20 protein-coding genes are annotated in these 20,413 nt (G+C 71.2%); 9 read left to right on the forward strand and 11 right to left on the reverse strand.

Annotated elements, in window-relative coordinates; all coding sequences use genetic code 11:
- Nucleotides 1–51: 51 nt before the first annotated feature.
- Together ETD85_RS25965 and ETD85_RS25970 are read right to left on the reverse strand one after the other, a co-directional pair.
- Nucleotides 52–1,461 (reverse strand): leucyl aminopeptidase, encoded by a 1,410-nt coding sequence (locus ETD85_RS25965; RefSeq protein WP_138692397.1) that lies wholly within the window; start codon nucleotides 1,459–1,461, stop codon nucleotides 52–54.
- A 78-nt stretch (nucleotides 1,462–1,539) separates the two neighbouring features.
- Nucleotides 1,540–1,707, reverse strand: coding sequence for a DUF3117 domain-containing protein (locus ETD85_RS25970; RefSeq protein ID WP_020545024.1), 168 nt, complete (start codon nucleotides 1,705–1,707; stop codon nucleotides 1,540–1,542).
- Nucleotides 1,708–1,865: 158 nt separating this feature from the next.
- Between ETD85_RS25970 and ETD85_RS25975 the strand changes: the two genes are divergently transcribed.
- The 3 genes from ETD85_RS25975 to ETD85_RS25985 are packed head-to-tail and all read left to right on the forward strand — an operon-like array spanning nucleotide 1,866 to nucleotide 5,751.
- On the forward strand, nucleotides 1,866–2,663 hold the full coding sequence (locus ETD85_RS25975) for a PaaX family transcriptional regulator (RefSeq protein WP_240779421.1): 798 nt from the start codon (nucleotides 1,866–1,868) through the stop codon (nucleotides 2,661–2,663).
- Entirely contained in the window at nucleotides 2,660–3,436 is a 777-nt protein-coding gene (locus tag ETD85_RS25980) for an enoyl-CoA hydratase/isomerase family protein (protein WP_138692398.1), read from the forward strand. Before ETD85_RS25975 ends, ETD85_RS25980 begins: the two co-directional genes overlap by 4 nt.
- A gap of 38 nt (nucleotides 3,437–3,474) precedes the next feature.
- Nucleotides 3,475–5,751, forward strand: a complete 2,277-nt coding sequence (locus tag ETD85_RS25985; RefSeq protein ID WP_138692399.1) for a polysaccharide lyase 8 family protein — start codon at nucleotides 3,475–3,477, stop codon at nucleotides 5,749–5,751.
- Here the strand turns inward: ETD85_RS25985 and ETD85_RS25990 are convergent.
- From ETD85_RS25990 to ETD85_RS26015, 6 genes are all read right to left on the reverse strand, one after another.
- The gene (locus ETD85_RS25990; protein WP_138692400.1) at nucleotides 5,711–6,262 is read right to left on the reverse strand and encodes a DNA-3-methyladenine glycosylase I; all 552 of its coding nucleotides are present in this window, start codon (nucleotides 6,260–6,262) and stop codon (nucleotides 5,711–5,713) included. The genes ETD85_RS25985 and ETD85_RS25990 overlap by 41 nt on opposite strands.
- The gene (locus ETD85_RS25995) at nucleotides 6,259–7,083 is read right to left on the reverse strand and encodes a hypothetical protein (RefSeq protein ID WP_138692401.1); all 825 of its coding nucleotides are present in this window, start codon (nucleotides 7,081–7,083) and stop codon (nucleotides 6,259–6,261) included. Before ETD85_RS25995 ends, ETD85_RS25990 begins: the two co-directional genes overlap by 4 nt.
- 116 nt (nucleotides 7,084–7,199) lie before the next feature.
- Nucleotides 7,200–7,784 (reverse strand): LOG family protein, encoded by a 585-nt coding sequence (locus ETD85_RS26000; protein WP_138692402.1) that lies wholly within the window; start codon nucleotides 7,782–7,784, stop codon nucleotides 7,200–7,202.
- Between the two features lie 9 nt (nucleotides 7,785–7,793).
- Nucleotides 7,794–8,591 (reverse strand): LOG family protein, encoded by a 798-nt coding sequence (locus ETD85_RS26005; RefSeq protein WP_138692403.1) that lies wholly within the window; start codon nucleotides 8,589–8,591, stop codon nucleotides 7,794–7,796.
- A gap of 187 nt (nucleotides 8,592–8,778) precedes the next feature.
- On the reverse strand, nucleotides 8,779–9,834 hold the full coding sequence (dapE, locus tag ETD85_RS26010; protein ID WP_138692404.1) for a succinyl-diaminopimelate desuccinylase: 1,056 nt from the start codon (nucleotides 9,832–9,834) through the stop codon (nucleotides 8,779–8,781).
- The gene (locus ETD85_RS26015; protein ID WP_138692405.1) at nucleotides 9,834–10,667 is read right to left on the reverse strand and encodes a 2,3,4,5-tetrahydropyridine-2,6-dicarboxylate N-succinyltransferase; all 834 of its coding nucleotides are present in this window, start codon (nucleotides 10,665–10,667) and stop codon (nucleotides 9,834–9,836) included. Before ETD85_RS26015 ends, dapE begins: the two co-directional genes overlap by 1 nt.
- A gap of 37 nt (nucleotides 10,668–10,704) precedes the next feature.
- Here ETD85_RS26015 and ETD85_RS26020 point away from each other — a divergent pair, with 37 nt between their 5' ends.
- The gene (locus ETD85_RS26020; protein WP_240779422.1) at nucleotides 10,705–11,520 is read left to right on the forward strand and encodes a hypothetical protein; all 816 of its coding nucleotides are present in this window, start codon (nucleotides 10,705–10,707) and stop codon (nucleotides 11,518–11,520) included.
- A 16-nt stretch (nucleotides 11,521–11,536) separates the two neighbouring features.
- On the opposite strand, the gene ETD85_RS26025 is transcribed toward ETD85_RS26020, so the two are convergent.
- The 3 genes from ETD85_RS26025 to fdxA form a co-directional block, all read right to left on the reverse strand.
- The gene (locus tag ETD85_RS26025; protein ID WP_240779423.1) at nucleotides 11,537–12,196 is read right to left on the reverse strand and encodes a DUF4178 domain-containing protein; all 660 of its coding nucleotides are present in this window, start codon (nucleotides 12,194–12,196) and stop codon (nucleotides 11,537–11,539) included.
- A gap of 92 nt (nucleotides 12,197–12,288) precedes the next feature.
- The gene (gene dapC, locus ETD85_RS26030) at nucleotides 12,289–13,359 is read right to left on the reverse strand and encodes a succinyldiaminopimelate transaminase (RefSeq protein ID WP_138692406.1); all 1,071 of its coding nucleotides are present in this window, start codon (nucleotides 13,357–13,359) and stop codon (nucleotides 12,289–12,291) included.
- A gap of 102 nt (nucleotides 13,360–13,461) precedes the next feature.
- A complete protein-coding gene (fdxA, locus tag ETD85_RS26035; RefSeq protein WP_138692407.1) occupies nucleotides 13,462–13,788 on the reverse strand; it encodes a ferredoxin in 327 nt (108 codons plus the stop codon).
- A 105-nt stretch (nucleotides 13,789–13,893) separates the two neighbouring features.
- On the opposite strand from fdxA, the gene ETD85_RS26040 reads away from it, so the two are divergent.
- The 5 genes from ETD85_RS26040 (at nucleotide 13,894) to ETD85_RS26060 (ending at nucleotide 20,370) form a co-directional block, all read left to right on the forward strand.
- Nucleotides 13,894–14,124, forward strand: coding sequence for a putative acetyltransferase (locus tag ETD85_RS26040; RefSeq protein ID WP_138692408.1), 231 nt, complete (start codon nucleotides 13,894–13,896; stop codon nucleotides 14,122–14,124).
- A gap of 17 nt (nucleotides 14,125–14,141) precedes the next feature.
- Entirely contained in the window at nucleotides 14,142–15,221 is a 1,080-nt protein-coding gene (locus ETD85_RS26045) for an ABC transporter substrate-binding protein (RefSeq protein WP_240779424.1), read from the forward strand.
- Nucleotides 15,222–15,322: 101 nt separating this feature from the next.
- Nucleotides 15,323–16,099 (forward strand): class I SAM-dependent methyltransferase, encoded by a 777-nt coding sequence (locus ETD85_RS26050; RefSeq protein WP_138692409.1) that lies wholly within the window; start codon nucleotides 15,323–15,325, stop codon nucleotides 16,097–16,099.
- Nucleotides 16,100–16,211: 112 nt separating this feature from the next.
- The gene (locus tag ETD85_RS63285) at nucleotides 16,212–18,545 is read left to right on the forward strand and encodes a hypothetical protein (RefSeq protein WP_170246841.1); all 2,334 of its coding nucleotides are present in this window, start codon (nucleotides 16,212–16,214) and stop codon (nucleotides 18,543–18,545) included.
- A 4-nt stretch (nucleotides 18,546–18,549) separates the two neighbouring features.
- A complete protein-coding gene (locus tag ETD85_RS26060) occupies nucleotides 18,550–20,370 on the forward strand; it encodes a UvrD-helicase domain-containing protein (protein WP_138692410.1) in 1,821 nt (606 codons plus the stop codon).
- Nucleotides 20,371–20,413: the final 43 nt, after the last annotated feature.

The raw sequence follows: 20,413 nt of genomic DNA on the forward strand, positions 1-20,413 counted from the left end.
CCGCACACGGTGGGCGCGGCGGCACGCCAGGCCCACCGCCTCCGTGCGCCGCTATGCCCGGGTGAGCCACTCCAGCAGGAGCCGCACGCCGAACCCCGTCGCGCCCTTGCTCAGCGCCCCGTCGTCCACAGTGCTGCGCCCCACCCCGGCGATGTCGAGGTGCGCCCACGGCCGCCGCCCCGCGAACTCCCGCAGGAACAGCGCCGCCGTGATCGACCCCGCGCCGAACCTTGAGCCGGACTCGACGTTGGCCAGGTCCGCGATCGACGACTCCAGCGCGGGTGTGTAGTCCTCGACCAGCGGCATCCGCCACAACCGGTCGTCACTGGCCTGCCCGGCGTCCACGAGCTGCTTGGCCAGCGCGTCGTCGGAGGCGTAGACGGCCCCGACGTTGCGGCCGAGCGCCACGGTGATCGCCCCGGTGAGGGTGGCGATGTCGACGACCTCGTCGGGATCGAGGACGGCGTCGGCGTAGGCGAGCGCGTCGGCGAGCACGAGCCGGCCCTCGGCGTCGGTGTTGAGCACCTCGACCGTGCGCCCGCCGTAGTGCCTGATGACGTCGCTGGGCCGCTGGGCCGTGCCTGACGGCATGTTCTCGGCGGCGGCGACCAGCCCGGTGACCCGTACGGGCGCGCCCAGCGCGGCCAGCGCGCCGAGCACGGCGATCACGACGGCGCCGCCGGCCATGTCGGTCTTCTGGGTCTTCATGTTCTCGGTCGGCTTGAGCGACAGCCCGCCCGAGTCGAACGTGATGCCCTTGCCCACCAGCACCACGTGCCGCTCGGCAGGCTCGGCGGGCGTGTAGGTGAGCTGGATGAGCCTCGGCGGGCTGACCGAGCCCTGGCCGACGGCCAGGATGCCGCCGAACCCGTCGGCCTGGAGCTGCTCCTCGTCCCACACCCGTACGGGCACGCCCTGCTCGGCCGCCCGCTCGGCGAGCCAGGCCGGGTTCTTGACCGAGGACGGCGTGTTGGCCAGGTCGCGGGCGAGCGCCACGGCCTGCGCCACGGTCTGCCCGCGCCGCACGGCCTCCTCGTCCGCGCCCACGAGCGCCAGCGCCCGCACGGACTTCTTGCCCTCTTTGCCGATCTTGAAGGAGTAGGCCGCCAGCAACGCCGACTCGGCGAACGCCGCCATGTCACCGTCGGGCACCACCACGGTCAGCGTGTCTCTGCCCTTGGCCCTGCGGCTGAGCGCGGCGGCGGCCTTGCGCAGGGCCCGCGGCGAGCCGTCGCCCACGCCGTAGAGCAGCACGCGCCCCACGCCGCCGGCCCGTGCCACGGGAACCTCGACGATCTCGCCGGACTCTCCCTTGGCCTCGTAGTGGGCCAGCAGGTCGGGCACCGGCAGATGCAGGTCGACCGCGTGGGCGGGACTCAGGTCAGCGGCGTAGGGAACTGCCAGCAGCTCGGCGTCGACAGGAACCTCGGCGACCACCGACACAGTGGTCTCAATCGGCACGGAATTTCTCCTCGAACGTCAGCGACCCTGGCGCCGGACTACGCCAGGGTCGTGGATCAGGTTGTCTCTCGGGAGCTCTCAGCCGACGACGTTCTTCAACGCCTCGCCGAGCGCCTTTGCCTCGTCGGCGGAAATCTCCACGACGAGCCGGCCGCCACCCTCCAGAGGGACCCGCATGACAATGCCGCGCCCTTCCTTGGTGACCTCGAGCGGACCATCGCCGGTCCGCGGCTTCATCGCCGCCATGCGTGCATCCCTTCCTGCCTTGGGCTCCCGCGGCCCGCGATTTCCGACCTCCGTGAGGGCGGTCGGCGCATTCACGTCTTCTGTGATGTCCTATTCTCCCGCATCGAGAGCCCTCATGGGTAACGATCTCCTCCCAGAATGCGTTGTCGGGGCAGGCGATGACGTCCAAACTGGACTTCGTGCACGCTCGCGCCGCTCTGTTCGATCTCTATGGAGACCACCTGCGTTCGCGGGGTGGGCAAGCGTCTGTCGCTGCCCTGGTCCGGCTCATGAAACCCCTGGAAATAGCCGCTCCCGCCGTGCGCACGGCCGTTTCGCGCATGGTCAGGCAGGGGTGGCTGCACTCGATCAAGCTTCCTCAGGGAGCGGGCTACGGGGTCACGCCCAGATGCGTCAGGCGCCTTGATGAGGCCGCACTGAGAATTTACCGAGCCGGAACACTGACCTGGCACGGCCGCTGGCATCTGATCGTCTTCGAACCGGTCAAGGAACGACCACGCAGGGAGCGGCTCCGAGCCGATCTGACATTCCTCGGCTACGCCTCTCTGTCAGAGACGACCTGGATCGGCCCCAGGTCGTCCATCGAGCTGGACAACCTGCTCGAAGGCGAAGGGGTGCGCGCCGACCGGTTCGACGCGGCGCTGGAGGGCGACCCCCGCGAGCTGGTCGCGCGGGCGTGGGATCTGACGAGCATCGGCGAGGCGTACGAGCACTGGCACGCCGAGGCTGTCACGCTGATCAGCAGCCTGCCCGAGTCGGCGCCGGCCGATCAGGTGTTCGCCACCAGGAGCAGGCTCGTGCACGGCTGGCGCAACTTCCTGTTCCGCGACCCGGGGCTGCCGCCCGAGCTGCTGCCCGCGGGCTGGCCGGGCGAGAAGGCCAGGGCCTACTTCGAGCAGGAAGCCGCCCGGCTGCTGCCCGCAGCCGCCGCGTTCGTCGACAGGGAGTTGCCTTGATCCGCTATGACGTGGCCGACGCCGTCGCCACCATCACGCTCGACCGCCCCGACGCGATGAACTCGCTCACCGCCGAGACCAAGGACGCCCTGCTCGACGCGCTGCGCCGCGCGGCGGGCGACCCGGCGGTCAGGGCCGTCCTGCTCACCGGCTCGGGGCGGGCGTTCTGCGCGGGCCAGGACCTGCGCCAGCACGCCGACAACCTGGAGGCGGGCCGCGGCCTGGCCAACACCGTCCGCGAGCACTACAACCCGATCGTGGAGCTGCTCACCACCATGGCCAAGCCGGTGGTGGCCGCGGTCAACGGCGTCGCGGCAGGCGCGGGCGCGTCCCTGGCCTTCGCCTGCGACCTGCGGATCGCCTCGGAGAAGGCCAAGTTCGCGCTGGCCTTCGCCGGCATCGGGCTCGCCCCCGACTCGGGCGCGTCGTGGACGCTGCAACGCCTGGTCGGCCAGGGCCGCGCCGCCGAGCTGATGCTGCTCGGCGAGCCGCTCGACGCGGCCCGCGCGCTGGAGCTGGGCCTGGTCACGCGGGTGGTGCCCGCCGACGACGTGCTGAAGACCGCCCAGGAGCTCGCGGTACGCCTCGCGGCCGGCCCCACCCTGGCCTACGCCGCCACCAAGCGGGCGCTGGCCTATTCCGCGACGCACTCGCTGCCCGACTCGCTGGCCATGGAAGCCGACCTTCAGGACGAATGTGTGGCCACCCGGGACCATCTACACGCGACCCGAGCGTTTCTCGCAAAAGATCGGCCTATCTTCAACGCGGAGTAACCATACGGGCACGCTCTCGTTAGGGTATTGCTAGCGCCATGGAGCACTCCGACGCCTCGCGCGCGCCTGCCCCCGACGGGTTCGACACCCTCCGTGCCACCGCCGTGGACCTGCTCACCGGTGGCGGCATCGACGTCTCCGACCCGGCCTACGCCAGACCGCTGGCCGCCCTGAGCGATACGGCGGCGGCCTGGCTGGCCTCCATGACCGCGGCGGCGGCGCAGGCTCCCGGCCCGCTCTGGCCGGATCTCGCGCTCGAAGGCCGCCCTGGCAACGTCACCGGCAGCCACGCCCGCCTGCGGCTCATCGCCACCGCCTGGGCCACGCCGGGCACCGCGCAGCACGGCGACGAGTCCGTGCTCGCGCGGGTGGTGGGCGCGCTCGATCTGCTCAACGAGCACTACTACAACGAGCGGCTCCCCGAGACGGGCAACTGGTGGTTCTGGGAGATCGGCACCCCTGCGGAGCTGAGCCGGACGTGTGTTCTGCTCGGCGACCGGCTCGACGCCGGCCGGCTCGGGTCGTACCTGGCGGCGATCGACCGGTTCTGCCCCGACGCCGACCGCAGGGCCGGCTATCCGGAGGCGAGCGAGAGCGGGGCGAACCGGGCCGACAAGGCGGCCATCGTCGCCTTCCGCGGCGTGGCCGGGCGCTGCGCCGACAAGCTCGCGCTGGCCCGCGACGGCCTGTCCGACGTGCGCGACGGCGGGCGCAACAGCGTGTTCGGCTACGTCGACTCGGGTGACGGCCTCTACCGCGACGGGTCGTTCATCCAGCACGGCGACGTCGCCTACACGGGCTCGTACGGCCTGTCCCTGCTCACCGCCGTGGCCGAGACGCTGGCGTTGCTGAGCGGGTCGGCCTGGGAGGTGACCGATCCGGGGCGGCAGGTGGTGCTGGACGCGGTCGAGCGGTCGTTCGCGCCGTTCGTCCACGACGGGCTGCTGATGGACACGGTCAGGGGGCGGGCGGCCACGCGGCAGGCGTTCTCCGACAGCGTGGCGGGGCACGGCCTGATCGGGGCCGTGCTGCTGCTCGCGCAGGACGCGCCCGAGCCGTACGGGAGCCGGTTCAGGGGGCTGGCCAAGGGGTGGATCGAGCGCGGCGACGCGCGGCCCTACCTGGCGCACGCGGGAGTGCGGGAGACGCGGCTGGCGACCGAGGTGCTGGACGACGAGACGGTCGAGGCCGTGCCCGGGCCCGTGGGGCTGTTCGTGTTCCCCTCGATGGACCGGGTGGTGCACCGGCGGCCCGGCTGGTCGTACGCGATCAGCATGTCGTCGCGGCGGATCGCCGCCTACGAGGCGATCAACGGGGAGAACCTGCACGGCTGGTACACCGGTGACGGCATGACCTACCTCTACACCGACGATCTCGGCCAGTTCGGGGCGGACTTCTGGCCCACGGTGAACCCGTACCGGCTGCCCGGGACCACGGTCGACAGCCGGGTGCGGGAGGACCTGTCCTTTCGCGCCTACCGCCCGGACAACGCGTGCGCGGGCGGCGCGGTGCTCGAGGACCGGTACGGCGCCGCCGCCATGGAGCTGATCGGCGACGGCACGAGCCTGCGGGCCCGCAAGTCGTGGTTCTTCCTGGATCGGGTCGTGGTGGCGCTGGGCAGCGGCATCAGCGCCTCTGACGGCCACGTGGTCGAGACCGTGGTGGAGAACAGGGCCACGGACGCGCAGCTGTACCACGGGGACGGCTGGGCGCATCTGGCCGGCGTGGGCGGCTACGTGTTCGAGGGCGCGCGGAGCCTCGCGGAGACGCGTACGGGCAGATGGCGCGACATCAACGCCGGTGACGACACCGCGGGCGCCTTCGATCCCGTCTCGCGGCGCTACGTGACGCTCTGGTTCGACCACGGCGTGAACCCCGTGAACGCCTCCTACGCCTACATGGTGCTGCCGGCCGTCTCTCGCGAGCGGACCAGGATCTTCCGCGGCAAGCGTCCCGTGCGGGTGCTGGCCAACACGCCACGGGTGCAGGCGGTGCAGACGAAGGGGCTGCTGGCGGCCACGTTCTGGTCGGCGGGCGCCGTGCCGGGGCTCAGCGCCGACGCGCCCTGCGTGGTGGTCGTACGCCGGACCAGCAGCCGCATCCTCGTGGCCGTGGCCGACCCGAGCAGGACCGTCGACGTCGTGACCATCAGGATCGGCCGCCCCGGGCGCGGCGTCGTACGGGCCGACGACACCGTCAGCGTCCAGCCGGGAGGGGTCCCGGCCATCACCGTCAAGCTCGCCGGATCGCGCGGGCGGACCCACTCGGCCGAGCTCAGCGTGTCCGCGCCACGCACCCCTCAATATGGTCGTTGACCAGGCCGATGGCCTGCATCAGCGCGTAGGCGGTGGTCGGGCCGACGAACTTGAAGCCGTGCCGCTTCAGCTCCTTGGCCAGCGCCTTGGAGCCTGGGGTGATCGCCGGGACGTCGGCCATCGACCTCGGCACGGGCGCATCGGGCTCGGCGTACTGCCACACCAGGTCGGACAGCCCGCCCGGCAGGTCGAGTGCGGCTTTGGCGTTGCTGATCGCGGCGTCGATCTTGGCCCGGTTGCGGACGATGCCGGCGTCGCCGAGGAGGCGCTGCACGTCCTCCTCGGTGTACGAGGCCACCTTGGGGATGGAGAAGCCGTCGAAGGCGGCGCGGAAGTTCTCCCGCTTGCGCAGGATCGTCAGCCAGGACAGGCCCGACTGGAACGCCTCCAGCGCCACCCGCTCGAACACCGCGTCGTCGCCCTTGAGCGGGCGGCCCCACTCCTCGTCGTGGTAGGCGATGTACATCGGGTCGGCCATGCCCGCCCAGACGCAGCGGATCAGCTCGGTCACGGACGCTCGTCCCCATCCTTGACCGGCGCGGCGTCCTTGGCCAGGGCGACCCGCACCGGCTCGTCCTCCTCGGACTTCACGTCCTCGGACCTGAGCTCCGCGGGCTCGTCGTCTTCGCTCCGGGCGTCATCGCCATGGGCGTCATCGCTCCGGGCGCTGTCGCTCTGAGCGTCATCGCTCTGAGCGCCGTCGCTCTCGGCTGCCTTGGGCTCGGCGGCCTCCTCAGGCTTCGAGTCCTCGGGCTCCAGGTCCTCAGGCTCCGGGTCCTCAGGCTTCGGGTCCTCGGGCTTCGGGTCCTCGGGCGCGGCGGCGACGGGCGTGCCGTTGCCCGGCGGGACCCGCCATTCCGCGTCTTCTGGCCGATGCCGCAGCTCGGCGGCCGAGTCCCAGTCCACCGTCGCCCCGCTCACCGACACCGGGTCGCCCGACTCGGGCAGCTCCCGCGGGTCCGCCGGGGCCTCCGGCTCGTGATCGGTACGCAGGCCGGCCCCGGGCGCGGCGTAGACCTCCTGCCGCGCGTGCAACCGGCTCGACAGCAGCTCGGAGACGCGCTGCTCCAGGACGGCGATCCGCGTGTCGCGCGCGCTGATGGCGCTCGCGGCCCTGCGCAGGGTCTCGTCGACGCTCTGCGTGTGGTATCCGACCAGGTTGACCGGCAGTTGGAGCGCCATGAAGTCGACCGCCGTGAGCTGCCCCGGCTCCGGCAGGTCGAGAGGCGGCACATCCGGCGGGAACTCGGTCAGCTCACCGCCCCTACCGAGGGAGACCAAGACCACGCAGGCCAGGATGGCGATGGCGGCGATGGCGAGTATGACCAGCACATTGGCATCGTACTCACACCATCGGGGCACGAGGTCCCGCACTTGCCGCGGCCGGTGCGTCTCCGGACTCAGTGGACGCGGCGACCGCCCAGGTCACGCGCCGTCCGCCGCGCCGCTCAGGGGGTGGCCTCGCCGAGTTCGGCGACGCTGGGCCTGACCGGCTGTGCCCGCGCCTCCAGGTGGGCGAACGCCTCGTCCACGGTGGTGGTGAAGGAGATCGCGTCGAAGACGTTGGCCCGGGTGAACCCCTCGTCGTACATGTTGCCGATCAGCGCCCGCAGCGGTTCGTACAGGCCCCAGGGGTCGAGGACCACCAGCGGCCGGTCGTGGATGCCGAGCACCCTGGCGGTCCAGATCTCGAACAGCTCCTCCAGCGTGCCGATCCCGCCGGGCAGCACGAGGAACGCGTCGGAGCGTTCGTCCATGAGGCCCTTGCGCTCGCGCATGCCGTCGGTGACGATCAGCTCGTCCGACTCCTGGTCGGCCACCTCGATGTCGACCAGGACCTGGGGGATCACGCCGATCGTGCGCCCGCCGGCCGCGCGGGTGGCCGAGGTGACGGCGCCCATGCAGGAGACGGTGGCGCCGCCGCTCACCAGGGTGTGCCCCCGCTTGGCGAGCTCCGTGCCCACGTGCTCGGCCAGATCGAGGTACTTCTTATCGATTTTCAGGCTGGAGGCGCAGAAGACGCAGATGTTCACATAAAGAGCCTATTGGGGCTCCGCGCGCTGGGCCGCGGCAGCCTCCTGCTCCTCCTGGCGCTGCTTGGAACGGGCTCGGTCGGCGTCGGCGATGATGCGGACCGCCTCGTCCACGTCGTCGGTGACGTTGATCAGGTCGAGGTCCTGCGGCGCGATCTTGCCCGTGCTGAGCAGGGTGCCCTTGATCCAGTCGAGCAGCCCGCCCCAGAACTCCGTGCCCATGAGCACGACGGGGAAGGAGGTGACCTTGCGCGTCTGGACGAGGGTGAGCGCCTCGAACAGCTCGTCGAGCGTGCCGAACCCGCCGGGCAGCGCGATGAAGCCGCAGGAGTACTTGACGAACATCGTCTTGCGCACGAAGAAGTAGCGGAACTCGATGCCGAGGTCGACGTAGTCGTTCATGCGCTGCTCGAAGGGCAGCTCGATGCCGAGCCCGACCGACACCGCGCCGGGCACCTCGCGCGCGCCCTTGTTCGCGGACTCCATGACGCCGGGCCCGCCGCCCGTGATCACGGCGTAGCCCGCCTCGGCCAGCGCCCGGCCCAGGCGCACGCCCGTCACGTAGTCGGATGAGTCGGTGGTGGTGCGGGCCGAGCCGAAGACCGTGACCGCCGGCGGCAGCTCGGCGAGCTGCCCGAAGCCCTCCACGAACTCGGCCTGGATGCGCAGCACCCGCCACGGGTCCATGTGCACCCAGTCGGAGGGACCCTGGCGCTCCAGCAGGCGCTGGTCGTGCGTGGAGTTGGGGACGAGGCTGCCGCGCACGACCGCTTGTCCCTGACGGCGTTCCCGACGTGACTGTTCCATGCGGATCACGCTAGCCGTCTTCGCAAGCGGCCGCGAAACGCCTGGTGGACAGGGCAACACGGGCAATTAAAAAATCTTGAAAAAAGCAGGGAACCGAATTTCGACTCCCCCGCGTCTAACAGCCGAGGGTGCTGCTCGGGACTGAAAGTGGTCTTCCCCGCCAAATGGCCGGCGAGGAAGGCCACTTTCATATTGTGAGCCAGTCCAGCATCGCCCGCTCGCTCTCGACGATCTTCGGCAGCGACACGTACTCCCCCTGCTGATGCGCCAGGTTCGGGTCGCCCGGCCCGTAGTTCACGGCGGGGACGCCCAGCGCGGAGAAGCGGGCGACGTCCGTCCAGCCCAGCTTGGCGCGCGGCGTGCCGCCGACCGCGGCGGTGAAGGCCGCCGCCACCGGATGCGTCAGCCCCGGCCTGGCCGCGGGCGCGGCGTCCACGAAGCTCACCTCGAACCCGTCGAACACCTCGCGCACGTGCGCCTGCGCCCCCTCGATCGTCAGGTCGGGCGCGAAGCGGTAGTTGACGGTCACCACGCACAGATCGGGAATGACGTTGCCCGCCACCCCACCGTGCACGGCGACCGCGTTCAGCCCTTCGTGGTATTCGAGCCCGTCGACCACCGGCTGCCGCGCCTCGTAGGCGTTCAGCCTGGCCAGCACCGGCTCGATCCCGTGAATGGCGTTGACCCCGAACCACGACCTGGCGCTGTGGGCCCGCTTGCCCGGCACGGTGATCTCGGCGCGCAGCGTGCCCTGGCAGCCGCCCTCGATCACGCCGTCCGTCGGCTCCATCAGCACCGCGAAGTCGGCCGCCAGCCAGCCGGGATGGTCCGTGGCGACGCGGGTGAGGCCGTTGCGCTCGGCCTCGATCTCCTCGCAGTCGTAGAAGACGTACGTGACGTCCCTGTTCGGGGCGGGCACGGTGGCGGCCAGCTTGAGCGCGACCGCCACGCCGGCCTTCATGTCGGAGGTGCCGCAGCCGTACAGCAGGTCGCCATCCACCCGGCTGGGCAGGTTGGCCGCGACGGGGACGGTGTCGAGGTGGCCCGCGATCAGCACCCGCTCCGACCGGCCGAGCTCGGTGCGGGCGACGACGGTCTCGCCCGATCTGTCGACTTTGAGGTGGGGCAACGCGGCCAGCGCCTTCTCGACCGCGTCGGCCAGCGGCCGCTCGGCGCCGCTCACCGACTCGATGTCCACGATCGCGGCGGTCAGCGCGCGTACGTCCTGCGTCAGGTCAAGCATCAGGTGTTCACTCCGTGTTCGCGCAGCACCTCGTTGAGCGCCGCCTTGTCATGCCGCTGCCCCGGCTCCAGGTGCCTGAGCACCAGCACGCACGGCAGCCCGAACGTGCCGCCGGGGAACTCCTTCTGCCTGGTGCCGCCGACGGCCACGCACCAGGCGGGGATCCTGCCACGGGCCAGCTCCTCGCCCGTCTGCACGTCGATCACCGGGATCGAGCCGGAGAGGATCGTTCCAGCGCCGACGACCGCGCCCTGCCCCACCCTGGCGCCCTCGACGATCATCGCCCTGCTGCCGATCAGCGCCTCGTCCTCCACCACGACCGGGACGGCGTTGGGCGGCTCCAGCACCCCGCCGATGCCCGCGCCGCCCGAAAGGTGGACGTTCTTGCCGATCTGGGCGCAGGACCCGACCGTGGCCCACGTGTCGATCATGGTGCCCGAGTCGACGTACGCGCCGATGTTCGTGAACGACGGCATCAGCACCACGCCGGGCGCCAGGTAGGAGCCCCAGCGGGCGATCGCGCCCGGCACCACCCGCACCCCGTCGAAGGAGCTCTTCAGCGGGTGCCTGTCGTGGTGGTGGAAGTCCCCCACCTGCGAGCGGGCCATGCCCAGGACCTTGAAGCTGAGCAGGATCGCACGTTTGGCGCGCTCGTCCACGACCACCTCGCCGCCGACCAGGCGGGCGGCCCTGGCCTCGCCCCTGTCGAGCAGGTCCACCGCGCCGACCACCAGGTGGCGCGCCTCGACGTCGGCGGGCGACAGCTCCGCGCGGCGCTCCCACAGCTCGTCCACGACCGCGGGCATCGGTGACGAGGTGCTCACGTGACTCATGGCCACGGAGCTTATCCGGCCGGGTAGGTTTTTCAGGGTGCGCCTGCGCTTCTCCCGTGGAGTCATCACCATCGCGATCATCGTCGTCGTGCTCGCGGTGGGCATCTCCGTGGGCCTGTACCACCTGCTGAAGAAGGCGGCCCCGCTGGTCGTTCCGGAGGCTCACTGCACCGCGCGCACTCCTGACGGCGAGCTCTACCTCGCACCCGAGCAGGCGCAGATCTCGGCCACCATCGCGGCCGTCGCGGCGCGGCGCAGGCTGCCCGAGCGGGCCGTGGTGATCGCGTACGCGACGGCGCTGCAGGAGTCGAAGCTCTACAACCTCGACCACGGCGACCGCGACTCGGTCGGCGTGTTCCAGCAGCGCGAGTCGCAGGGGTGGGGCACCGAGAAGCAGATCATGGACCCGGTCTACGCCACGAACAAGTTCTTCGCCGCGCTGGTCAAGGTGAAGAACTACCGCAAGCTGCCGCTGGCCGAGGCGGCGCAGGCGGTGCAGCGCTCGGCGGGCGGCTACGCGTACGCGCCGCACGAGAGCGACGCCAAGATCCTGGCCGGCGCGTTCACCGGGCGTGTCCCCCAGGCCGTCCACTGCTGGTATCCGCCGGGCAAGTCGCCCGTGCCGCAGGCGAAGGCCACCGAGGCGCGCAAGCACCTCGCCAGGGCGCTCGGCAGCACGGCGATCACCACGAAGAAGCGCGGCTGGCTGGTGGCGGCCTGGTCGGTGGCCCACGCCGAGAAATACGCGCTGAGCCGGGTCGGCTACGGCGGCGCCACCTGGTCCAACGACATGCGGCTCACCGGCTGGCAGGCGGGCGGGAAGTCCGGCAACCGCCAGGTGGAGCTGTCCTGATCCGGGCCCGCGGGCCTCAGGACGCGCGGCGGACGATGGAGATCGAGCCGGGCGGCAGAGGCTGGGCGTAGCTGGCCGTCCATTTGCCGCCCTGGATGCGCTCGAAGGACAGCAGCCGCCCGTCGGACGCGCGGTAGTCGGCGAAGTCGAGCAGCCCGCGCTCGGCGTTCCCGGTGTCGCCCTCGCTCCTGAACGCCGCCGTGCCGCGCTCGAACGGGAAGAACTCCACGCCCTCCATGATCAGCATGCTCTTGGCCGGGACCATGCCCTGCGTGGGCACGTCGGTCCAGAGCTGGACCTCCAGGTGGGGCGGGTCGCCCGCGAGGACCTCGACGGACAGCCACTGCAGGCGCCGGCGGGAATCACGCAGCAGATATTCGATCCACTGCGTGCCCTGCCAGGAGACGTGCATGGCGCCGAGCACGCGGGCAGGCGATCCATGCACCTCGATCCGGTCGCCGACCTGGATCGTTCGCGGGTCGGTGTAGTCGGATCCGGCATGCGCGGGCACGCTCACGGGCGCCGGCAGCGGGGTCTCGACGGGAGCGACGATCTCTACCGGCGCCGCGCTGGTGCGGCCCTTCCTGTCCTGCCGCAGGGTGGCCAGAAATGCCCCTAACAGCAGCAGGATGGTGGCGATGCTCAGCCCGAGTACGACCATGGAGGTCATGCTCATCGATCAGCTCGCTCCACTCGCGGTCTGCCTCGGCAAATGCCCTTATCAATTTATGCGTGTCAAGCCCGTTCGGTGGGCCTTGAGGCGGGATCCTACTGGAGCCGCGCGACCGCCGCACCGATCCGCTCATCAGTGGCGGTGACAGCGATGCGGATGTGCCGCCCACCTGCCGATCCGTAGAACTCTCCCGGCGCGACCAAAATGCCTATTTCGGAGAGCTTGGCCACCTGATCCCAGGCGTTCTGCCCGTTCGATGCCCAGAAGTACAGACCTGCCGTCGAATGGTCGATGGTCCACCCCGCCCGCTCCAGCGCGGGACGCAGCACGGCGCGGCGGGCGCCGTAGCGCTCGCGCTGCCGGTCGGCGTGCTCGTCGTCGCCGAGCGCGGCCGTCATCGCCGCCTGGACCGGGGCCGGCATGATCATGCCGGCGTGCTTGCGCGTCTCCAGCAGCCGCTTGACCAGGACGGGGTCGCCCGTCACGAACCCGGCGCGGTAGCCGGCCAGGTTGGAGCGCTTGGAGAGCGAGTGGACGGCGAGCAGGCCCTCGTGGGACCCGCCGCAGACGTCGGGGTGCAGGATGGAGATCGGCTGCTCTTCCCAGCCGAGCTCGATGTAGCACTCGTCGGAGGCCACGACCGTGCCGCGCTCGCGGGCCCAGGACACCACCTTGCGCAGGTGCTCGGCGGGCAGGACCCGCCCCGTGGGATTGCCCGGCGAGTTGACCCAGATCAGGTCCACGTGCTCGGGGCCGGCCGCGAGCGTGCTGTCGGAGGCGGTGGCCACCGCGCCGGCCAGCCTGGCGCCCACGTCGTAGGTGGGGTAGGCCAGCTCGGGGAAGACCACCCGTCCAGCGCCCAGGTAGGTGGGCAGCCAGGCGACGAACTCCTTGGAGCCGATCAGCGGGAGCACGTCCTGCTGATCGACCGTGACGCCGTGCCTGCGCCGCAGCCACCCGGCGGCGGCCTCGCGCAGGGCCTTGGTGCCGTGGGTGAGCGGGTAGCCGGGGCTGTCGGCCGCCCCGGTCAGCGCCTCCTGGACGATCTGCGGCACCGGATCGACGGGCGTGCCGACCGAGAGGTCGACGATGCCGTCGGGATGCGCGAGCGCCCGCTCTTTGTACGGCTCAAGCCGATCCCAGGGGAAGTCAGGCAGTTTGTTCACGTTTCTCCAGGGTCTCGCGTTGCCCCACGAGGCGCAAAGGCACACCGCGCGAACGGGGCGCACCCGATCCGGATGCCCCCGTGCACGGCGTGACAGGACTGGCTAGTGCTCCTCGGCCTGCGGCGGCAGGGCCGAGACCACCGGGTGGTCCTTCTCGATCTTCCCGACCTTCGAGGCGCCACCGGGCGAGCCGAGGTCCTCGAAGAAGTCCACGTTCGCCTTGTAGAAGTCCTTCCACTGCTCAGGAAGGTCGTCCTCATAGAAAATGGCCTCGACGGGGCATACAGGCTCACACGCGCCGCAGTCCACGCACTCGTCGGGGTGGATGTAAAGCATGCGCTCGCCCTCGTAGATGCAATCGACGGGGCACTCCTCGATGCACGCCTTGTCCAGGACGTCCACGCAAGGCTGCGCGATGACGTAGGTCACCTCGAGCTCCTTCTTCTCCGCACCATGGCATGACTCTGACCGCGGTTTGCTAGGCCCTAGTATTGCCGTGCTTGCCAGCTGGCCGAAACGGAGGGTGGCAAACTCGTGGCCGCACGCCTTGTCATCAGCATCACAACTCAGGACATAGGCGCACGCATCACCACTCGAAGGCGCGTCCCGGACGGGTTTCGCGATGCGGTCGGCATCCTCGAGTCGTGGGAGGGCGGCGTGCTCGCTGTCCGTAAAAAGGATGGCACATTGGTGGAGATCTTTGAGGAAACCCTGGTCGCCGCCAAGGTCGTTCCGGTCGCGCCTCCTCGACCTGGACGGATGTAACAGTAAGTATTCGTTCTGTGACCGTACGTACCTGCGCCGCCGCAGCAGCCATCCTCGCCAGCGCCGGATGCGGCGCGTCGTCCACAGAATCGACCTCGCCGCAGTCCGACAAGACTCTTCCGCCGGTCAACGTCCAGGCGGGCTCGATGAAGGACGGCTTCGCCACCAAGGAGCGCCTCGTCGAGGCCGCCAAGCGCGAGGGCCAGCTCAACGTGATCGCGCTGCCCCGCGAGTGGGTGAACTTCGGCGAGCTCATCGACACCTTTGCCGACAAGTACGACATCAAGGTCAACGAGCTGGAGCCCGGCGCCAGCAGCAAGCGCGAGCTGGACGCCGCCGCCCAGCTCAAGCCCGACGTGTTCGACCTGACCATGGACGTCGCCGTGACCGGGGCCGCGGCCGGCAAGTTCGCCCCGTACAAGGTGCAGGGCTGGCAGGACCTGCCCGACGACGTGAAGGACCCGTCCGGCGCCTGGTACGCCGCCTACGGCGGCTACATGTCCATCGGGTACGACCCCCGCGAGGTCAAGGCGCCGGCCACGTTCGCCGACCTGCTCAAACCCGGCCACCGCGTCGCGCTCGACGGCGACCCGCTGCGCTCGGCGGCGGCGTTCGACGGCGTGATGGCCGCGTCCATGCGGTCCGGCACGCCGCAGCCCGAGCAGGGCGTCGCGCTGTTCGCCAAGCTCAAGCGGGAGGGCCGGCTCACCGACCCGGCCAAGGCCAACGTGATCGTGGCCTGGGACCACCTGAACGCCGCCCGCAGCGCCGCGCAGCCCGAGGCGTGGAAGGTGACGATCCCCCGGGACGCGCAGCTCGGCGACTACCACGTCCAGGCGATCAACAAGGCGGCGCCGCATCCGGCCGCGGCCCGGCTGTGGCAGGAGTTCCTGTTCTCCGACGAGGGCCAGAACCTGCTCCAGAAGGGGTACGCCCGCCCGGCGCGCGGCGAGGCCATGCTCATGAAGGGCACGCTCGACACCGAGCAGGCGGGCAAATTGCCCAAGGCGTCCGGTCCGCCGGTTCTGATGACGATTCCCCAGGCAGACGCGGCGAAGGCGTACCTGAAGAAGGAATGGACCAAGAGTGTGGGATGAGTCCGTTGTGACTTGATATGTCGTAGGGACGATCAGGCTCTAAAGTGAGCAGACAGCACGGCCACGGGGGCCCGATGTCTGACGAATGAGAGCTGATCGTCTTGCGATATGACACACCGAGCTTGGAGCGGTGGAACAGTCGCGCCTACGACAGCAGCTTCGGCTACGTCTCCACCCAGGGCGCGCCGCTGGTCGACCTGCTCGACCCGCGCCCGGGCGAACGCGTGCTCGACCTCGGATGCGGCACCGGCGTGCTCACCGCGCAGATCGCCTTCAGAGGCGCGGACGTGCTGGGCATCGACGGCTCGGCCGCGATGATCGAGAAGGCGCTGGCGCAGTACCCGGGCATCGACTTCATCATCGGCGACGGGCACGACTTCTCCGTGGTGGACCCGTACCACGCGGTCTTCTCCAACGCGGCGCTGCACTGGATGAGCCGCGATCCCGCCGCCGTGATCGCCAACGTGCGCGAGGCGCTCACCCCGGGCGGTCGTTTCATCGCCGAAATGGGCGGATCGGGCAACTGTGCCGAGCTGACCGCCGCGATGCTGACCGCCTGGCGCGAATACGGCCTGCGCGAGCCCGAGCTGCCGTGGTACTTTCCCACGCCTGCCGAGTACGCCCGCCGCCTCGAGCAGGAGGGGTTCGTGGTCAGGCTGCTCGAATACTTCGATCGGCCCACCCCGCTCGACGAGTGCCCCGGCGGGGCCGCCGACTGGGTGCGCATGTTCGCCTCGTCGGTGCTCGAAGGGCTCCCGCCCGAGATCGTGGAGCCCCTGCTCCGACGGGTCAACGAGCTGGCCGCGCCCGCTCTTCGCAGGGAAACAGGCTGGATGGCCGACTACGTGCGTCTACGCTTTGCCGCTGTTCGGCGTTGATGCGTCGTGCAGGATGCGTAGGGCTGTTTTGCCGGACTATGGTCTGTTCCGTGGGCGGCGAGATTATGGCTGCACCGCTGCGGCGGCGTGAGGGGCTGGTGAACGGAACGGGATGAACTTCTGCCTGAGCGACCTCGTACCACCGTTGAGGTGGAGCGACGCGTCGACGATCACGCTACTCACCGGGCAGCCGGACCTGCCGGATGCGTGGTGGCGCAGCCTGCCCATGCCGCATGTCCTGGCCGCCATCGGCCCCGAGTCGCTGGGCGAGCTGCTGACGGAGATCGCCCTGGAGCACTGGCCCGCGGCGGCGATCGGCGACGTGCTGCCGTCGCTGCACGTACTCGACCCGGAGGAGGCCGACGAGCCCGCCGTCGCGATCGCGCTCGACCGGGCGGGTTCGTGGGCCGGGCTGCTGGCGCTGACCAGCAGGGAGCTGGTCGACCAGCCCTTCATCCAGGCGCGCCCGGTGCTGAACACGCTGTTCTCCGCGGTCCTGGTGCGGATCCCGCACCCGCACGCGGCGCACCCGCCCGCGCCCGCGGAGCTCGCCCGGCCGGCACAGGCCGGTGCCGTGCCCGCCGCTGTGCCCGCCGCTGTGCCCGCCGACGAGCCTGAGCCGGTCGCAGACGGGCCGGAGCACGTGCCCGCGACTGATGAGGCCACCTCCGGCCCGGTCGCGGCGGAGCAGGGCTCTGAGCCCGCCGCCGCTCATCCGGAGCCGGCGACGCCGGACGAGGGCGAGGCCCGGGCCGGAGAGTCCGGGCACGCCGAGCCTTTCGCGCATGCCGAAGGCGCGCCCATCGCGGAGTCCGAGCCTGAGCCCGAAATTGGGGTTGAGGCCACGGACGAGCGTGCCGAGGCGGAGAACGTGTCCGAGGACGAGGCCGGGGACGAAGCCGAGCACGAGGCCAGGGACGCCGAGGACGAGCGTGCGGCGTCGTACGAGGGCGCGCCGGAGGATGCCGCCTCCTACGAGGACGCGCACCGGCCGGTGCTGGACGCCGATGCCGAGCCCCTCGCCGAGGAGGCCGCCGAGCCCGAGCCGGTGCCCGGCGCCGCCGACGAGCCCGCGCCGCTGCCCGCGGCCGAGGAGGCGGCGGCACTGGAGGCCCAGGGCGTCGGCGAGCGTCCGGAGCCTGCGGAAGCCGCCTACGAGGACGAAGCCGCCGAGCCCGCCGCGACGCCGGAGCCCGGGGAAGCCGGCGCCGACGCCCAGGAGCCCGCTCAGGAGCCCGCCCGGGAGCCCGAGGATGCGCAGGAGTTCGCGCACGCCCAGGAGCCCGGGGAAGCCCAGGATGCCGAGGAGGCGCCGGAGCTCGCGGCGGCGTTCGCGGCGGCCCGGGAGTCCGGCGAGCAGCCGGACGAGGCCGACCGGTCCGCGGCCGGCGGCCAGGAGCACCCGGAGCCGCTGCCCGAGCTCATCGAGGCCGCGTTCGCCGGCCTGGACGACAAGAGCTGGGCCGTGGCCCAGAACCGCGTCTTCACCGACGAGCCCTCGGCCGTGGACCAGCTCGCCAAGCTCTTCGCCGTGCCCCCGGCCGAGATCTCCGCCACGGAGACCGAGCTGCGCGCCCGACTGGACCAGTGGCTGGCCAGCGAGGAGGCGGCCCCGTACCGGGCCCATCTGGACGAGCTGGTCAGGACGCTGGGCCCCACCGCGCCCAAGGAGCAGCTCATCGGCGCTGCCACCTGGCACAACGTGGAGATCCGGGCCCTGGAGGTGCCGGCGTGGCAGTTCGTGCTGGCCACGATGTCAGGCCCGCCCGAAGAGCAGCCGGCCCAGGTCGAGCAGGCGCCGTCGGCGTTCGGCCCGATCCAGGTTCCCCCGCCTCCGCCCGGACCGCCGCAGTTCCAGGCGTTCATCCCGGTCACGCCCCCGGCGGGCGAGACCAACGGGGGCACCGGTGAGGAGTCCGGCAAGCCGTACCAGCCGCTGAAGGACGTCTCCCAGACCCGGCGCTGCTTCAGGCAGCCCGACGGGCGGTGGTGGCTGCGCATCGACGTGACCGCCGAGCAGCTGGCGGGCGGCGAGTGCGCGCTGCCGACGGGGTTCGCGTCGTACCTGGGGCTCTCGCCCGGCGAGAGCAGGACGGTCAGAAGCGCCGCCGGCGAGCTGACCATGGTGTGGCACGGCAGGCCGGTGCTCGAATCCATCGAACGCCTCCTCGTGGACGTGGGAGCGCGCGAGGGCGGGCACCTGTTCCTGACGCTGTCGGACGAGGGCGTGCTGAGAGCCCGCCACCTGCCGGTCGCCGCGCAGGGGGCCGAGAAGATCACCAAGGCGCTCCGCCTGGTCGGTTACACGGCCCCGGGCGGCACCCGAGATCAGGCGGCCAGGGTGATCGCGACCAGGATCGGCATGACGGGGCCGGTAAGCCTGCCGGATCTGCTCAACAGGCTCCGCGAGCGCGGAGACCGCGACCTGCTCGCCCTGCTGGACTGAGCCGGTGCCGCGGCTCGCGATCGGCCCCGAGTTTCCCGGGGAGCTCAGCGCACTGGCCCAGCCGGTGCGCAGGGACGCCGTGGTCGCGCTGCGCAGGTTCCTGCTGAACGTCTCCGGCGCCCCGCACCCCGAGCGGGTCAGGGGCGCCCGTGACCCGCGGGTCGCGACGCTGCGGCTGGCCGAGGGGCATCGTGGGGTGGTGGTGCGGCAGCGGGACGTCTATTGGCTGCGTACGGTACTGCCCGGCCCCGACGCCTGGTCGTACGCCCGCCGCCACCGCTACGGCGTCAACCCGGCGATCGGCGTCGTCGAGGAGTGGGACGCCGAGGCCCTCGAACGCGTCGAGCCCGCATTACGCAGATCCGCGAGATCACACGGGCTGTTCGACGCGATCTGCGACGGCGACCTGCTCGGGCTCGGCCTGGACGCGCACGCGCTGCCGCTGTTCAGGCTGATCACCACCGAGGCCGACGTGGCCGCGCTCGAACCGCTGCTGCCGCCCACCCAGCACCTCCCGCTGGCCGTGCTGGCGCGCGGCGGCTCGCTCGCCGAGGCGTGGCGCGAGCTGGACGCCTGGCGCGCGACCGAAGGGGAGACCGGTCCCGTCGACTCCGAGGACCTGTACGCCGCGCTGCTGCGCAGCCCCGACCAGGCGGCGTTCGTCCCCGACAAGCTGGCGCTGGACCGGGTGCTCAACGCGCCTTCGTGGTGCACGTTCCTGTACCCGCCGCAGCACCGCCTGGCCAGGGCCGCCCGTTACGAGCATCCCGTGCTGGTCGTGGGCGGGGCGGGCACCGGCAAGACCGTCACCGCCCTGCACCGGGCCGCCCACCTGGCCGCGCACGGCTCGGGCCCGGTGCTGCTGGTGACGTTCTCGCAAGGGCTGGCGGAGGAGCTGTCCGCGCGGCTGGACCAGCTGATCGAGGACGACATCCTGCGCAAGCGGGTCGAGGTGGACAACGCGGAACGCCTGGCCATGCGGATCGTGTCCGACGCGGAGGGCCGCCGTCCCCCGCTGGTCGGGCCGGGGGCGCGCTCGCTGGCCGAGCTGACGAACGAGGCGCTCAGGCTGCTGTCCATCGCGACCGGAGATCTGCTTGACGACGTGGATCCCGGCCGTAAGCCGTACCGTCACATTGTGGTGGACGAGGCACAGGACATCAGCCCGGCGCAGTGGCGGCTGCTGCGCGCGGCGGCGCCGCACGCGCACGACGACCTGTTCGTGGTCGGCGACCCGCACCAGCGCGTCACCGACACGCGGGTGGCGCTCGGCGCGGTCGGCATCCCCGCGCTCCAGCACTCGCTCAGGCTCTCCTACCGCCTGCCCCAGGAGTTGCTGTCCTTCGTGGTGCGGCTGCGCGGCGGCGGCCCCACGAGCGGCCTGGTCAAGGGCATGACCGAGATGTACGGATACCGCGCGACGCACAACGGCGAGCGCCCGATGGTCAGGGCGTACGACACCCCGGAGTCGGAGCTGGCCGGCCTGCGGACCACGGTCGAGTCATGGCTGGCCGACGGCGTGCCCGCCGAGGAGATCGCCGTCGGAGCGCGTACGCCCCGGCTCGTCAGGGACGCCAGACGGGCGCTGACCGGCCTGTCCGTGCGGGCCTCGACCTTCCAGCATCTCAAGGGACTCGAGTTCGAGCGGGTGGCACTCATCGGCGTGGCGGAGGGCGTGGTCCCCGAGCCGCTGCCGGACGAGCCCGAAGCCCGGGCTCGTGCCTTGCAACGCGAACGGAGCATACTGTTCGTCGCCTGCACCCGCGCTCGATCGATGCTCTATATCTCCCATTCCGGAAGAGGCAGCCCGTTTCTACCCCTCTGATCACATAGTCTGAACTGCGGATATCTACCCTTTGCCGGTTGGA

Source organism: Nonomuraea zeae (genome assembly GCF_005889725.1).
Lineage (GTDB): Bacteria > Actinomycetota > Actinomycetes > Streptosporangiales > Streptosporangiaceae > Nonomuraea > Nonomuraea zeae.